This window comes from Paractinoplanes rhizophilus, assembly GCF_042664765.1.
Classification (GTDB): Bacteria; Actinomycetota; Actinomycetes; order Mycobacteriales; family Micromonosporaceae; genus Actinoplanes; species Actinoplanes rhizophilus.
In genome coordinates this window covers 174,903-189,161 of sequence record NZ_JBHTBJ010000009.1, presented here as the reverse complement: position 1 = coordinate 189,161, position 14,259 = coordinate 174,903, and the positions used below count along the sequence as shown (strand labels likewise).

15 protein-coding genes are annotated in these 14,259 nt (G+C 73.4%); 10 read left to right on the top strand and 5 right to left on the bottom strand.

What is annotated here, in order from left to right; all coding sequences use genetic code 11:
* Nucleotide 1: 1 nt before the first annotated feature.
* From ACFQS1_RS15800 to ACFQS1_RS15785, 4 genes are read left to right on the top strand one after another with little or no spacing between them, the layout of a single operon-like run.
* Nucleotides 2–1,771, top strand: a complete 1,770-nt coding sequence (locus tag ACFQS1_RS15800; RefSeq protein ID WP_378968569.1) for an N-acetylglutaminylglutamine amidotransferase — start codon at nt 2–4, stop codon at nt 1,769–1,771.
* Nucleotides 1,744–3,672, top strand: coding sequence for a S9 family peptidase (locus tag ACFQS1_RS15795; protein WP_378968567.1), 1,929 nt, complete (start codon nt 1,744–1,746; stop codon nt 3,670–3,672). The genes ACFQS1_RS15800 and ACFQS1_RS15795 overlap by 28 nt, the downstream gene beginning before the upstream one ends.
* A gap of 26 nt (nt 3,673–3,698) precedes the next feature.
* Nucleotides 3,699–4,754 carry a winged helix DNA-binding domain-containing protein gene (locus ACFQS1_RS15790; RefSeq protein ID WP_378968564.1) on the top strand — a complete coding sequence of 352 codons (1,056 nt, stop codon included), beginning with the start codon at nt 3,699–3,701 and terminating at the stop codon, nt 4,752–4,754.
* 50 nt (nt 4,755–4,804) lie between these two features.
* The gene (locus tag ACFQS1_RS15785; protein ID WP_378968562.1) at nt 4,805–5,422 is read left to right on the top strand and encodes a dihydrofolate reductase family protein; all 618 of its coding nucleotides are present in this window, start codon (nt 4,805–4,807) and stop codon (nt 5,420–5,422) included.
* 47 nt (nt 5,423–5,469) lie between these two features.
* Here ACFQS1_RS15785 and ACFQS1_RS15780 read toward each other — a convergent pair whose 3' ends face one another.
* The gene (locus tag ACFQS1_RS15780) at nt 5,470–6,327 is read right to left on the bottom strand and encodes a class I SAM-dependent methyltransferase (protein WP_378968560.1); all 858 of its coding nucleotides are present in this window, start codon (nt 6,325–6,327) and stop codon (nt 5,470–5,472) included.
* Nucleotides 6,328–6,525: 198 nt separating this feature from the next.
* Between ACFQS1_RS15780 and ACFQS1_RS15775 the strand changes: the two genes are divergently transcribed.
* The 5 genes from ACFQS1_RS15775 to ACFQS1_RS15755 all read left to right on the top strand — a co-directional run bounded on the left by ACFQS1_RS15775 (nt 6,526) and on the right by ACFQS1_RS15755 (nt 10,726).
* Nucleotides 6,526–7,860, top strand: coding sequence for an MFS transporter (locus tag ACFQS1_RS15775; RefSeq protein ID WP_378968558.1), 1,335 nt, complete (start codon nt 6,526–6,528; stop codon nt 7,858–7,860).
* A 38-nt stretch (nt 7,861–7,898) separates the two neighbouring features.
* On the top strand, nt 7,899–8,750 hold the full coding sequence (locus ACFQS1_RS15770; protein WP_378968556.1) for a hypothetical protein: 852 nt from the start codon (nt 7,899–7,901) through the stop codon (nt 8,748–8,750).
* 125 nt (nt 8,751–8,875) lie between these two features.
* Nucleotides 8,876–9,376, top strand: a complete 501-nt coding sequence (locus tag ACFQS1_RS15765; protein WP_378968554.1) for a mycothiol transferase — start codon at nt 8,876–8,878, stop codon at nt 9,374–9,376.
* A gap of 52 nt (nt 9,377–9,428) precedes the next feature.
* The gene (locus tag ACFQS1_RS15760) at nt 9,429–10,256 is read left to right on the top strand and encodes an RNA polymerase subunit sigma-70 (RefSeq protein ID WP_378968552.1); all 828 of its coding nucleotides are present in this window, start codon (nt 9,429–9,431) and stop codon (nt 10,254–10,256) included.
* A 44-nt stretch (nt 10,257–10,300) separates the two neighbouring features.
* Nucleotides 10,301–10,726 (top strand): TetR-like C-terminal domain-containing protein, encoded by a 426-nt coding sequence (locus ACFQS1_RS15755; protein WP_378968550.1) that lies wholly within the window; start codon nt 10,301–10,303, stop codon nt 10,724–10,726.
* Here the strand turns inward: ACFQS1_RS15755 and ACFQS1_RS15750 are convergent.
* On the bottom strand, nt 10,671–11,414 hold the full coding sequence (locus ACFQS1_RS15750; protein WP_378968547.1) for a class I SAM-dependent DNA methyltransferase: 744 nt from the start codon (nt 11,412–11,414) through the stop codon (nt 10,671–10,673). The genes ACFQS1_RS15755 and ACFQS1_RS15750 overlap by 56 nt on opposite strands.
* A gap of 55 nt (nt 11,415–11,469) precedes the next feature.
* Here ACFQS1_RS15750 and ACFQS1_RS15745 point away from each other — a divergent pair, with 55 nt between their 5' ends.
* The gene (locus ACFQS1_RS15745; RefSeq protein WP_378968545.1) at nt 11,470–12,042 is read left to right on the top strand and encodes a GNAT family N-acetyltransferase; all 573 of its coding nucleotides are present in this window, start codon (nt 11,470–11,472) and stop codon (nt 12,040–12,042) included.
* A gap of 242 nt (nt 12,043–12,284) precedes the next feature.
* Here ACFQS1_RS15745 and ACFQS1_RS15740 read toward each other — a convergent pair whose 3' ends face one another.
* Genes ACFQS1_RS15740 through ACFQS1_RS15730 form a run of 3 tightly spaced genes read right to left on the bottom strand, consistent with a single transcriptional unit; the run spans nt 12,285 to nt 14,199 of the window.
* On the bottom strand, nt 12,285–13,034 hold the full coding sequence (locus ACFQS1_RS15740) for a phosphotransferase enzyme family protein (RefSeq protein ID WP_378968543.1): 750 nt from the start codon (nt 13,032–13,034) through the stop codon (nt 12,285–12,287).
* On the bottom strand, nt 13,034–13,765 hold the full coding sequence (locus tag ACFQS1_RS15735) for a CPBP family intramembrane glutamic endopeptidase (RefSeq protein WP_378968541.1): 732 nt from the start codon (nt 13,763–13,765) through the stop codon (nt 13,034–13,036). The genes ACFQS1_RS15740 and ACFQS1_RS15735 overlap by 1 nt, the downstream gene beginning before the upstream one ends.
* 41 nt (nt 13,766–13,806) lie before the next feature.
* On the bottom strand, nt 13,807–14,199 hold the full coding sequence (locus ACFQS1_RS15730) for a hypothetical protein (protein ID WP_378968538.1): 393 nt from the start codon (nt 14,197–14,199) through the stop codon (nt 13,807–13,809).
* Between the last annotated feature and the right edge of the window lie 60 nt (nt 14,200–14,259).

The following is a 14,259-nucleotide window of genomic DNA, read 5'->3' as shown; positions in this document are numbered from 1 at the left end:
CATGTGTGGCATCGCCGGTGAGATCCGGTTCGACGGCGGCCCGCCGGACGGCGAGGCGGTCCGGCGGATGCTGCCGCGCCTGGAGTCACGCGGGCCGGACGGCGAGGGCTACTTCGAGCGCGGGCCGGTCGCGTTCGGTCATCGCCGCCTGAGCATCATCGACCTCTCCGACACCGGCCGGCAGCCGATGACCGACCCTCAGCTCGGGCTCACCCTCGTCTTCAACGGCTGCATCTACAACTACCAAGAACTTCGGCAAGAGCTTTCCGCGTACGGATACCGCTTCTTCTCCACGTCGGACAGTGAGGTGATCATCAAGGCCTATCACCGCTGGGGTGCCGACTGCGTGCGCCGGTTCCTGGGGATGTTCGCGTTCGCCGTGCTGTCGCACGAGACGGGCGAGGTGGTGCTGGCGCGGGACCGGCTCGGCATCAAGCCGCTCTACGTCGCCTCGGCGCCCGGCCGGATGCGCTTCGCGTCGACCGTGCCGGCGCTGCTCGCGGCCGGGGACGTGGACACCTCGATCGACCGGGTCGCGCTGGAGCACTACATGACGTTCCACTCGGTGGTGCCGGCGCCGCGGACGATCCTGAACGGCGTGCGGAAGCTGCCGCCCGCCACGGTCCGCACCATCCGCCCCGACGGGAGCTTCACCGACTCCGTCTACTGGGCGGCGTCCTTCACCCGGCACCTCGACGTGGACGACTGGCCGGCGCTGATCCACGAGAAGCTGCTGACCGCGGTCGAGCGCCGGATGGTCGCCGACGTGCCGGTCGGGGTGCTGCTCTCCGGCGGGATCGACTCCAGCTACATCGTGGCGCTGCTCGCCTCGCGGGGGCAGCGCGGGCTTACCACGTTCAGCATCGGGTTCGAGGCGGCCGGCGGGGAGAGCGGGGACGAGTTCGCCTACTCCGACCTGGTGGCCAAGCAGTTCGACACCGACCATCACCAGATCCGGATCGGGCGCGACCGGTTCCTGCCCGCGGTCGAGAGCACGGTGGCGGCCATGAGCGAGCCGATGGTCAGCCACGACTGCATCGCGTTCCACCTGCTCAGCGAGGACGTGGCACAGCACGTCAAGGTGGTGCAGTCGGGCCAGGGCGCGGACGAGATCCTGGCCGGCTACAGCTGGTACCCGCCACTGGCCGGCGTGCCCCGGGAACGCGCCGTCGAGGCGTACGCGAAGGAGTTCTTCGATCGGCCCAAGCGTGACCTCGCCGCCCAGCTCAACCCCGGCTGGCTGGCCGACCGGGACGAGAGCCTCGCGTTCGTGACCGAGAGCTTCGCCCGGCCCGGGGCGGCGACGGCGGTGGACGCGGCGCTGCGCCTGGACTCCGAGGTGATGCTCGTCGACGACCCGGTCAAGCGGGTCGACAACATGACGATGGCGTGGGGCCTGGAGGCCCGCGTCCCGTTCCTCGACCACGAGCTGGTCGAGGTGGCCGCGGCCTGCCCGCCCGAGCTGAAGCTCGCCCACGGCGGCAAGGGCGTGCTGAAGCAGGCGGCCCGCGGCGTCGTGCCGGACGAGGTGATCGACCGGACCAAGGGCTATTTCCCGGTGCCCGGGATCCGCCATCTCGAGGGACCGATGCTCGACCGGGTGCGCGACGCGCTGCTGGCGCCGGCGGCCCGCTCCCGCGGACTGTTCCGGCCCGAGTACGTCGACCGGCTGCTGGCCGACCCGAACACCCCGCGCACGACGCTCGGCGCCAACCAGCTATGGCAGCTCGCCCTGCTGGAGATGTGGCTGCAGAAAAACGGGATCAGTTGATCGGCAGCTGGTCGCCCGCGCTGTCGCCGGACGGCCGCCGATGCGCCTACATCTCCGACCGTGGCGGGCGGCCGCAGGTGTGGGTGCAGCCGGTGGACGGCCCGCGCGCGGTGCTGGTGGCGACGGGCGAGTCGCCGGTCGCGGCGGTGCGCTGGTCGAGCCGGGGCGACTGGCTGGCCTGCCAGGTGGCGCCGGGCGGCGCGCCCCGGCACGAGGTGTGGCTGGTGCGGCCGGACGGCTCCGGGCTGCGCCAGGTGGCCGGCTTCGGCGCGGACACCGCCGAGAACATGCGCTGGCTGCCCGGCCGCCCGCTGCTGGCGGTGACCGAGAACCTCACGACCGGCGTGCTGATCGACCCGGACGCCGCGGCCCGCACGGTCGTGGCCACCGGCCCGCTGACCGCCCTGCTGGACGTGTCGCCGGGCGGGCAGCGGGCGCTGCTGCGGATCGGGCCGCGCGGCGAGCGCCGGATCGTCGTGCGCGACCTGGCGACCGGGGCCGGCTCGCGGGTCGCGGTCGGCTCGCGGGTCGCGGCCGGCTCGCGGGTCGCAGCCGGTACCGATGCGGTGGTGGCGCCCGGCGAGCAGGCGGTGTTCGCCCCGGACGGCCGGGCGGTGTATGCCCGCTCGGAGGCCGGCGAGTTCCCGGCGCTGATCCGGGCCGGCCTCGCCGCCAGGGCGGAGCCGGTTGCCGACGCCGAGCCGCTGGCCGGGGCCGAGCCGCTGGCCCGGGCCGACGATGCCGAGGTCGAGGCGTTCGCGTTGCGTGCGGACGGCACGGCGGTCGCGGCGCTCTGGAACGTCCGCGGCGGCGAGTCCGAGGTCGAGCTCGTCGACCTTTGCGGCGGCGACCTTTGCGGCGGCGGGCTTGGTGACGGCGGGCTTTGCGGCGGCGGGCTTGGTGACGGCGGGCTTGGTGACGGCGGGCTTGGTGACGGCGGGCTTGGTGACGGCGGGCGCCGGCGGTTGCCGCTGCCGGGGATCGTCGTGGCCGGGCTGGACTGGAGCTTCGACGGATCGGCGCTGGCCTTCACCGCCGAGGGGCCCGGCCGGCCGCGCGGGGTGTGGGTGCACACCGAGCCGCACGGCGTCCGGCCCGTCTCGGCGACCCCGCCCGCCGCCGGGGCGGTCCGCCCCACGCTCGAGACCTTCGCCGCCCACGATGGACTCCCGCTCAGCGGATGGCTCTATCGGCCGCCGGGCGCCGGGCCGCACCCGACGGCGATCTGGCTGCACGGCGGGCCGGAGGCGCAGGAGCGGCCCGGGCACGAGCCGCTGTTCGAGGCGCTGACCGAGCGGGGGATCGCGGTTTTCGCGCCCAACGTGCGTGGGTCGTCGGGCTTCGGGCGGAGTTTCGTCAACGCCGACAACGGGTCGAAGCGGTATGCGGCCATCGAGGACGTGCGCACCTGCGTCCGTCACCTGGCGGACGCGGGCATCGCCGCGAAATCGCGGGTCGCCTGCGCGGGCCGGTCCTACGGCGGCTACCTCACGCTCGCCGCCCTGACCAGGTTTCCGGATCTGTTCGCGGCCGGCCTCAGCGTCTGCGGCATGTCCGACTTCGCGACGTTCTACCGGGACACCGAGCCGTGGATCGCGGCCGCCGCGATCTCGAAGTACGGCGACCCGGTCCGCGACCGGGACCTGCTCGCCGACCTCTCGCCGATCAACCACCTCGACCGGCTGCGCGCGCCCCTGATGATCGTCCACGGCGAGAACGACACCAACGTCCCGGTCGTCGAGGCCGAGCAACTCGTTGCCGCCCTGGCCGAGCGCGGTCACCCGCACCGCTACCTGCACTTCCCCGGCGAGGGCCACGAACTGCTGCACCGCGCGAACCGCGCCACCTTCCTGCGCGAGACGTCAAACTGGCTGGCGGCGCGCCTTGCGGACCGAACCTGACCGCAATTACTCGTAACGTCCGGGGCATGACCACGACGCTCAGCCGGCGCGCGCTCAACCGGGCCACTCTCGCCCGGCAGTTCCTCCTTGAGCGCCGGGCGATCGGCGCCCTCGAGGCGATCGAGCACCTGGGCGGCATGCAGTCCCAGGCCCCGCTCGCGCCCTATGTCGGCCTCTGGTCGCGCCTGACCGGCTTCGCGCCCGCCGAGCTCTCGGCGCTGACCGAGAGCCGGCAGGTCGTCCGGGCCCACCTGATGCGCACGACAGTCCACCTGGTGAGCGCGCGCGACTGCCGGAACTGGTACGCGCACTTCCACCGCCGGAAGGCCGCCGCGTTCGGCCCGCACCTGCGCGGCCTTTCCGCGAGCCTGGACGAGGTGCGCGCCGAGGCGACCCGCCTGCTCGACGAGCGCCCCCGCACCCGCGCCGAACTCGGCCGGCTGCTCGCCGAGCGCTGGCCCGGCGACGATCCGAGCGCGTTGTCGTTCGCCGCCGCGCAGCAGGTCGCCATCTGCCAGGTGCCGCCGCGCGGCGTCTGGGGGCGCACCGGCCCGGCCGCGTGGACGACCATCGAGACCTGGCTGGGCGAGCCGCTGCACACCACCCCGCTCGACGATCTCGTGCTGCGCGGCCTCGGCGCCTTCGGCCCGGCGAGCGTCGCCGACCTGCAGGTGTGGTCGGGCCTCACCCGCCTGTCCGAGGTGGTCGCCCGGCTTCCACTGCGAAAGTTCAAGACCGAGACCGACCAGATCGTGTACGACCTGCCGGCCGCACCCCGGCCCGGCGAGGACGTCCCCGCTCCGCCGCGCCTGCTGCCCGAGTACGACAACCTGCTGCTCTCCCATCAGGACCGCAGCCGCGTCAACCCGGCGAACCGCCGGGTCCCCCTCCCGCCCGGCAACGGCGCGACGACCGGCACCTTCCTGGTCGACGGCGTTTGGGAGGGCACGTGGCAACTCCGCGACGGAAAACTCCGGCTTCACCCGTACGCGAAAATCGACCTCGACCCCCTCCTGCCGGAAGCGGAATCGCTGTGCGCGTGGCTGGCGCCGGGCGCGGACGTGGAGGTGGTCATGCCCTGACCCCGCCGTGCCGTGTTCCGCTCGATCGCCGGACCCACCATGCTGGGACGATGACGGAGACGATCGGCAAAGTGTTCGGCGACATCACCGTCTCGGCCGACGGGTATTCGGCCGGGCTCGACCAGACCGAGGAACGCCCGTTCGGCGCCGACGGCGGCGACGGCACGGGCAGCAAGCTGCACGCGTGGATGTTCGACCACGCCGACGAGAACCGCGCCGAGATCGATCTGATTCTCGACGCCGGCGCCTTCATCATGGGCCGCAACATGTTCGGCCCGGTGCGCGGCGAATGGGACCGCCCGTGGAACGGCTGGTGGGGCGAGGACCCGCCGTTCCACGCCCCGGCCTTCGTCCTCACCCACCATGCCCGCGACCCGGAGCAGATGAAGGGCGGCACCACCTACCACTTCGTCACCGACGGCATCGAGGCGGCCCTGGCCGAGGCGCGCGCGGCTGCCGGCGCCCGCGACGTGGCGATCCTGGGCGGCGCCACCACCCTCAACCAGTACCTGGCCGCCGGCCTGGTCGACGAGTTGCGCCTGCACATCGCGCCGTTCACGCTGGGCGCCGGCACCCGGGTGCTGGCGGGCGTCCCGCCTTTGCAGCTCGAGCAGGTCAGCTCGCGAGCGGCGACCGCGATCACCCACCTGACCTACCGCGTGCGGTGAGCGTCCGCTCGGGGGCGTAGCGGGTCAGCCGATGGGCCGGCCGGAGATCAACGCTCGGCCACCGCGACGCGGCTGTTCTTGAGGGTGGACCGCTGGCTCAGGCGCACGCCGAGGCCGGTCGCGACGGTCAGCAGGTCGTTGTCCGCGCGGACGGCGAAGCCGTGCAGGGCCAGCAGGCGGGACATCGCGGCCGGCGACCAGGCCGAGCGCCACGGCTCGCCGGCCCACGGGCCGGTCGTGCGGAACACGGCCGACATGGTCTTGCGGATCAGGTCGCTCACCAGCGACGGGGACTGGTAGTTGACGATCAGGCGGCTGCCGGCGGCCGAGCGGGCCGCCACCGCCGCGACCGTGGCGGTGACCTCGGGCCGGGTCAGGTACGGCACCACGCCCTCCCACACCCAGACCGTGGGGGCGTCGGCGCGGTGGCCGGCCGACTCGAGGGCGTCGGTGAGCACGTCGCGGGCGAAGTCGACCGGCACGAAGACCGGCGGGGCGCCGTCGAGGCTCTCGGCGCGATCGCGCTTGTCCTGCTGGGAGGCGGGATGGTCGACCTCGAAGAAGGTGGCGCCGGACAGCGGTAGGCGCCACGCCCGGCCGTCCAGGCCCGCGCCGAGGATCACCACCTGCTCGGTCGGGGCCGCGCGCACGGCGTCGTCGATCGCGACCGTGCGGGGCACCATGATCTCGGCGGAGGCCCGGATCATCTCGTACCCCAGGCGCGGCTTCGTTCCGGCCGGGGGCTGCCCCCGGCGTACCAGATGGACCTGGGCCTGCTCCTCCGCCCGCAGCAACGGCATCGCCGTCGGATCCGCGAAGCGGTCCGGCGCCAGGCGGCCATGGGCCGCGGCCCGGCCCTGGCAGACGATCACGGCGGTACGGCTGGCGGCACGCTCGGTCACCACCCGCGAAACCCTACTCCCCACCGGCCGCCGCCGCCCGGCCCCGTGGGCAGCCCGGCGAATCCGGGCCCCACCAGCCGCAAGGGCCGCGCGACAGTGACCGGCGGCACGTGTGGCCTTGGCCGCGATGCGTTGTCGCGGCCGGGACCGCGGGCAAGGCTTGATCGCGTACGTGTGTCAGCAGCGATCGGAAGGCGAGCCATGCCCCTGCGACCCGGCCGGCGGGCCTGGGCGGTATGGGCCGTCGGGCTCGCCGCCTACATCGTCGCGGTGCTGCACCGCACGTCGCTCGGCGTCGCCGGGCTGGACGCGCAGGACCGTTTCCACGTCGGCGCGGGCGCCCTCGCCTCGTTCGCGGTGCTGCAGTTGCTCGTGTACGCCGGCCTGCAGGTGCCGGTCGGGCTGCTGCTGGACCGCTTCGGCTCGTTGCGGCTGGTCGTCTCGGGCGCCCTGATCATGGCGGCCGGGCAGGGGCTGATGGCCACCGCGCACGGCATCGAGGGCGCGGTGATCGCCCGGGTGCTGGTGGGCGCGGGCGACGCGATGACCTTCATCAGCGTGCTGCGCCTGGTCCCGCACTGGTTCCCGGCCCGGCGCGTCCCGATCGTCACCCAACTGACCGGGCTGGTCGGGCAGGCGGGGCAGGTGCTCTCGGCCGTACCCCTGGCCGCCCTGCTGGCCGGGCCCGGCTGGACCACCGCGTTCGTCGGCGCCGCCGGCGCCGGGGTGTTCGTCGCGATGGTGGCGCTGGCCGCCCTGCGGGACACGCCCGAGCGTAAGGTCTCCAGCGGCGCCTCCGTCACGCTGCGCCAGGTCGGCACCGACCTGGCCGGCGCGTGGCGGCACCCGGGCACCCGGCTCGGGCTGTGGTCGCACTTCACCACCCAGTTCACCGGCACGGTGTTCGCTCTGATGTGGGGCTTCCCGTTCCTGATCGCGGGCGAGGGCCTCGACCGGCAGACCGCGAGCACGCTGCTCACCCTGTTCGTGCTGGTCGGCATGGCGGCCGGCCCGGTGATCGGGGTGCTGGTGCAGCGGCATCCGCTGCGCCGCTCGTGGCTGGTGCTCGGGATCATCGCGGTGAACGCGGGCGCGTGGACGCTGGTGCTGGCCTGGCCGGGGCGCGCGCCGCTGCCGGTGCTGGTGCTGCTGGTGCTGGCGCTGGGCACCGGCGGGCCCGGCTCGATGATCGGCTTCGACTACGCGCGGACGTTCAACCCGCCGAACCGGCTGGGCACCGCGACCGGCGTCGTGAACGTCGGCGGCTTCGTCGCGTCGCTGGTGACCATCGAGCTGATCGGGCTGATCCTGGACGCCCGGACCGGCGGCCACCACGCCTACGGCATCGCCGACTTCAAGATCGCTATGAGCGTGCAATATCTCATCTTCGCCGTCGGGCTCGTCGCGATCCTGCGAAGCCGCAGGCTGGCCCGGCGGCACCTGGCCGCGGAGGGGATCGTGGTGCGCCCGCTGCGCGAGGTGTTCGCCGAGCGGCGGGGTTTAGCAATGAGCCGGGCGGCAAAGGCGAAGAGCTGACGACCGGCGGAAGCAGACAAGCAGGAGCAGAGGAGGACATGACCGAGCGCGCACCGGACCGGATCTGGTCCGGCATCGACATCCCGAAAACCCTTGCCGGCGTGCTGGCCGCGCTGTCCGCGGCCGTGATCGGGTCGTTTCTCGGCGTCGCGGGAACGCTCGCCGGGGCGGCGATCGCGAGCCTGATCGGATCCGTCGGCACCGAGGTGTACCAGCGCTCGATTCACAAGGGCGCGCGAAAGCTGCAGGGCACGTTCACGGCGGCGCCGGCCGCGGTGGGTACGCCTCCGGTGGCGGCGGGCGGCGACCCGGCGGTACCGCCGCCGGCGATGGACGCGGCCTCGGCGCGGAAGATCCGGTGGAAGCGCGTCGCGCTGGTTGCCGGGTCACTGTTCGTGCTGGCGATGGGTACGCTGACGGCGGCCGAACTGATCTCGGGCCGCTCGATTGAGGCCGCCACCCGGGGCGGGGACGCCGGCCGCTCGACGATCTCCACCGTCTTCGGCGACCACAGCGCCCGGTCCGGCCGATCCGAGAAGTCGACGCCCGCGCCCGCGGAGTCGGCGGATCCCGGCGAGCAGGCGACACCCGGTGCGACGCCGACGGAGCAGGCGCCGCCGACCGGCACGGCGTCCCAGCCGGCCGACGCGCCGACCACCGCACCGCCCACTCCGGCGCCGGCCGGGAACACCGAGACCGGCGGGACCGACCCCGGATCGGGCACCGGCGACGGGAGCGGCAGTGGTAGCGACAGTGGCAGTGGCGGCGGCTCCGGCGACGGGAGCGGCGCGGGCAATGGCAGTGGCACTGGCACCGGCACCGGCGCCGACAGCGGCAGCGGCGGCGCCGGTCTCGCGACGCAGACCGGGAGTGACGCGAACCGGGAGTGACGCGGGCCGGGAGTGACGCGGCCCCGGAATGACGCGGCCCCGGAATGACGCGACCGGCAATATCGGCGCGGAACGGCCGTAGGCGCGGATACTCAGAACCCGGATCGACGGGACGGAGCACCAGCATGGACGCCAAGGACATCCTGACCGACGCCTTCGGGCGCATTCCCGACCTCGTGCACCAGGCCGTGCACGGCCTCACCCGCGAGCAGCTGCGCTGGGCGCCCGCCCCCGGTGCCAACTCGATCGGCTGGCTGGTCTGGCACCTCACCCGGGTGCAGGACGACCACGTTGCCGACGTGATCGGCACCGAGCAGATCTACGTCACCGGCGACTGGGCCGCACGCTTCGGCCTCAAGCCCGACCCGTCGGACACCGGCTACGGCCACTCGCCCCGGCAGGTCTCGGTCGTCGCCCCGGAGAGCGCGCAGGCCCTCGAGGACTACTACCGCGCGGTGCACGAGCGCACGCTGGCCTTCGTCGCTGGCCTGACCGACGACGACCTGGACCGGGTGGTCGACACCGCCTGGGATCCGCCGGTGACGCTCGGCGTCCGGCTGGTCAGCGTCGCCGACGACGACGCGCAGCACGCCGGCCAGGCGGCGTACGTGCGGGGCCTGCTCTGACCGATTCCTTCCGGCGGTGGCGCGGGTCTGTACGGGCATGAATGCTCAACTCGTGGACACGGACATATTCGAGCGGGAGCGGCGCGGGCTGCTCGCGCACGCGTACCGGATGCTGGGGGCCTGGGACGAGGCCGAGGACGTGGTGCAGGAGACCTACCTGCGGGCGGTGCGCGGATGGCCCGGCTTCGGGCAGCGGTCGTCGGTGCGCACCTGGCTCTACCGGATCGCCACCAACGCCTGCCTGACCGCGCTGGACGGGCGGGGGCGGCGGGCGCTGCCCTCCGGGAGTGTCGGCGCCGACGGCTGGATCGGCACGTTCGCCGCCGACCCGGCCGACTCGGTCACCGACCTGGAGACCGTGCGGCTCGCCTTCGTCGCCGGCCTGCAATACCTCCCACCGCGGCAGCGGGCCGTGCTGCTGCTGCGTGAGGTGCTCGCCTTCTCGGCCGCCGAGACCGGGGAGATCCTCGAGCTGTCGGTGCCGGCCGTGAAGAGCGCGCTCCAGCGGGCCCGGCAGCGGCTCGGCGAGGTGGCCCCCCGGCGCGACGACGTGCTGGAGCCGGACGATCCGCGCGCCCGGGAGCTGCTTGACCGCTACATGGCGGCGTGGGAGGCGGCCGATCCCATCGCGTTCCGCGAGGTGCTGCGCGAGGACGCCGCGATCGAGCAGATCGGCTCGACGACGTGCGCGTCGGGGCGGGAGAGCTGCCTGGCGTTCGCCACGCCGTCGATGGGCGCGCCCGGCGACTGGCAGATGACCCCGGCGATCGTGAACGGCCAACCGGCCGCGCTCGCGCGGTGGCACGGCAGCACGTACGGCACCGCGGTGCTGACCGTGACCCCGCGCGGCATTCTCACCATCACCCTCTTTCCTGAGTAAGGATCGCCCTTTCCTGAGTAAGGATCGCCAGCCGGCTTTTCTAAGTGAGGGCCGCCAGCCGGGCCAAGGCCGACCTGCACATCCCGATCCCCGACGAGGGCAGCTATCCGGCCGACCTGCGGGCCTTCCTCGCGGCGGCGTTCGCGCTGGGCAGCAAGCCGCGGGTGATCGAGACGCTGCGGGCGCTGATGGCCGAGGCCCAGATCAACCCGGCGTTCGGCGAGCGGTTCCGCACCGGCTTCCTGCAACGGCGGCGCGATGCTCTCGCCGTACTCGTCGACCGGGCCCGGACCCGCGGTGACCTGCCACCCACCCCGCGGGCCGGCACCATCGCCGGCATCGTGTTCGGGGTGATCTGGTGCCGCGTGCTGGCCACCCGCGAGCCGGTCGACGACTCGCTGGTCGACGAGCTGGTCAGCGTGCTGGGGGCAGGCGATACACCGACACGTGCGAGCGCGAGTCGGCGGTGAACGGCGCGCCCGACCAGTCGGCGTCCCGGGACTCCAGCTCGAACCCGGCGAGCTGGGCCATCAGGTCGAGCTCGGCCGGCCAGATGTAGCGGTGCGGGGTGCGGCCGACTTGGGCCGCGCGGCCGTGGTCGGGGTCGAAGGTGAAGTGGTGCGACACGACGTGCTGGTGGAGCGTGTCGTAGGTGTCGACGCCGAGATATCCGGGCTCGCTGGTGAACACCGTGGCCGGCGTGCCCGGTGGGAGCCGGCGCAGCTCGGGCACCCACAGCTCGATCACGAAGCGGCCGCCGGGCTCGAGGTGGCGGGCCGCGTTGCGGAAGCACTCCACCTGCTCGCGCTGGGTGAGCAGGTTGGCGATCGTGTTGAAGACCAGGTAGACCAGCGTGAAGCCAGCTTCGACGAAGGTGGTGGCCATGTCGCCGGCGACCACCGGGATGTCCGCGTTCTTCGTGCGCAGCTGGTCGATCATCGGCTGGGACAGCTCGATGCCGGTGACCGGCACGCCGCGCTCGTGCAGCGGGATCGCGACGCGGCCGGTGCCGATCGCGAGTTCCAGCGCCGCTCCCCCGCCGGCCAGCGTGGCGAGCCTGTCGACGGCCGGACCGAGCACCTCGGGCGCGAACATGCCAGTGCCGGGGGTGTCGTAGTGCTGGGCGGCGTGGGCGTCCCAGATCTCGTCCTGTCGCACGCCGCCTACGATCTCCGCCCCGCGGCCGCGTTGTCGAGCGATTAACGTCGCACCCATGGAAAGGACCTTGCGCACCGAGCGGCTCGTGCTTCGCCCGGTACGCGACGAGGACGTCGACCGGATCATGGAGTACCGCACCCGGCCGGAGGTCACCCGCTGGCTGCTGCGCAAAGACGCCGACGCCGAGTTCCTGCGGCAATGGTGGCGCAGCGTGGCGGACGACCCGGACAACCACAGCATGGCGGTGACCCTGGACGGCCTGGTGATCGGGACCGTCTCGCTCGAGGTGCACGACGGCATGGGTCAGCCCGGCATGCCGCCGCGCACCGAGGCGGAGATCGGCTACATCTTCGACCCGGCCCACGGCGGGCGCGGCTACGCGACCGAGGCGGTGCTCGCGATGATCGCGCACGCGTTCGACCGGCTGGGGGTCCGGCGGCTCACGGCCGGCTGTTACGCGGACAACCACGCCTCGGTGCGGATCCTCGAGAAGGTCGGCATGCGCCGCGAGCAGCACGGCGTCGAGGACTCCTGGCACGACGAGCTGGGCTGGGTGGACGGCTACACGTACGGCCTGCTGGCCGCGGAATGGCGCGAGGCGACCTCCTCGGGACGGGTCCTCCGGTAACGGCGCTTTGCTCTGCTCACTCGTAGGAAGCGGCGCGTTCCCCGTCGGAAGCGGCGCGGCTGGGCAGCAGCCTGCGCTTCCCCAGAGTGAGCAGAGCAAAGCGGAAGCGGCGCGGCTGGGCAGCAGCCTGCGCTTCCCCAGAGTGAGCAGAGCAAAGCGGTGCCAGCGGGGCCGGGGCGGCGACGCCCCGACGCGGTAGCCCACCGTGAGGGCGGATTGAGGCCGGCAGGGACGGTGGGTCGTCAGCGCGTTGGGACCGGTCGCACCTCGGCGAGCCGCTTGATCGAGTACTCGTCGTCCCAGCAGACCGCGGCCTCCCACGCGGCCGAGGCCTGCGCGGCGATGTCGTACGCCTGGTCGTCGAGGCCGGCGGCGTTGTCCGGCAGCACCAGGTCGAGGTCGGGCACGTCGACGTGCGACTCGTCCCAGTCGATCAGCGCGACCCGATCGGCGGTCACCCGGACATTGCCGACATTGGGGTCGCCGTGCACCACGCAGGTGGGCCGGCCGGCGAGCCGGGCCCAGGCCGCCCGGCATCGGGCGACGCCCTCCGCGGGCATCGCGCGCAGGTCAACCTTGGTCCCGGTGTCGGCGTGCAGCAGGTCGGCCGACGAGCGCCAGCCCGGCCGCTGCGGCCAGCCCCGGGTCAGCCGATGCAGCTCACGTAGCGTGCCGGCCACCCGGCGCCAGTCGGCCGGGGTCTCCGGCGGGCGGCCCTCCACGTAGGTCATCACCATCAGGCCGTCGGCGAACAGCCGGCCGTCGGTGGCCGGGATCGGCACCGGCACGGTCAGGCCGGCGCGGTCGAGGTGCCGCAGGAGGCCGGTTTCCCAGGCCAGGTCGGCGTCGCTGCGGGTGCCGAGGCGTGCGACCGCGAGATTTCCGCCGACACGTACGCTCCACACGTCGTTGGCAACCCCGCCGGCGAGCCGTTCGAGCCGTGTGGCGTCGGCGCCCCACTGCCGCAGCGCCGCCCACCCGGGCTGCCGCATCAGGCGAACCGCACGGTGGCCAGGAAGGTGCCGACCAGCAGGCCCATCCCGTTGGTCGCCCAGTGCAGCGCGGCTGCGGCGAGGATGCTCCCGCTGCGCCGGCGCAGCTCGCACAGGAGCAGCCCGGCCAGCGCGGTGAACGCGACGACGCCGGCCACGGTGAGGACCCGGCCGGCCAGGTCGGTGCCGAGCACCGCGCCGACCGCCTGGTTGGCGCCGTTGAGGCGGAGCGACGGCAGGATGTGCCAGAGGCCGAAGAGGACCGATGAGGTGATGCTCGCCCAGGCGGCGCCGCGGTGCCGGCGCACCAGGCCGAGCAGCACTCCGCGGAAGGCCACCTCCTCGAGCAGCACGGTGCCCAGCGGCACCACGATGAACGCGGTCATCAGCGCGGCGCCCAGGTGCAGGTGATAGCGGACGTCGTGGAACGCGGGCCGGGTCCAGGGCAGCGCCGCCCCGGCGCCGTAGACGACGGCGACCGCGAGGACGGCGCCGACGGCGTACTTGAGGCCGGGAAGCAGGGTGCGTTTGGACATGCCGAGGTCGTGCCAGCTGAGGCCGGCGCGCCGGCCGAGCAGCACCAGGCCCAGGGCGACCAGGGGGCCGACGACGAGGCCGGTGTGGTGCGGACCGTACTTGTCGGCGACGTTGACCGCGGCCAGGACCACGAGCACGGCGCCGAAGAGGAGGACCAGACGGCGGCGGGAGGGACGGGGATTACGGAGTGTCATCGCGGACGAAGGGTACCCGCGGACGACGCCGGCCAACCAACTCAGCGGCGCCGATATCCCACGACCGAGGTCGCGAGCAGCGCCAGCCCGATCGCGAGCGTGCCCACGCCCACCCACACCGGCGTCGCCTGGGTGACGACCGAACCGTTCACCCGCAGCGCGACGGCCTGTCCGGGAACGACATTGCCGCTCAGATCGATCGGCGCGGTGTGCGGGCCGCTCGCATCGTCCCAGGCGACGTCGCAGGTCTGGATCGTGCGCGACGTGGTTTCGGTGCGGTCCACCCGGGTCGTGCAGGCGCCGACGACGCCGTCGGCCCGATCCCAGCCCTGACTGGCCAGCAGCACGCCGCCGACGATCAGGAAGATCAGCCCGATCCCGCCGGCGATGAACGGGCCGAAGCGGCGAAAGGCCGGCGGTACCGTGCTTGACATGCGCACACGTTAACCGCCGGCCCGGGCCTTGTGGATCATCCAAATAGCCGGTGGATCATC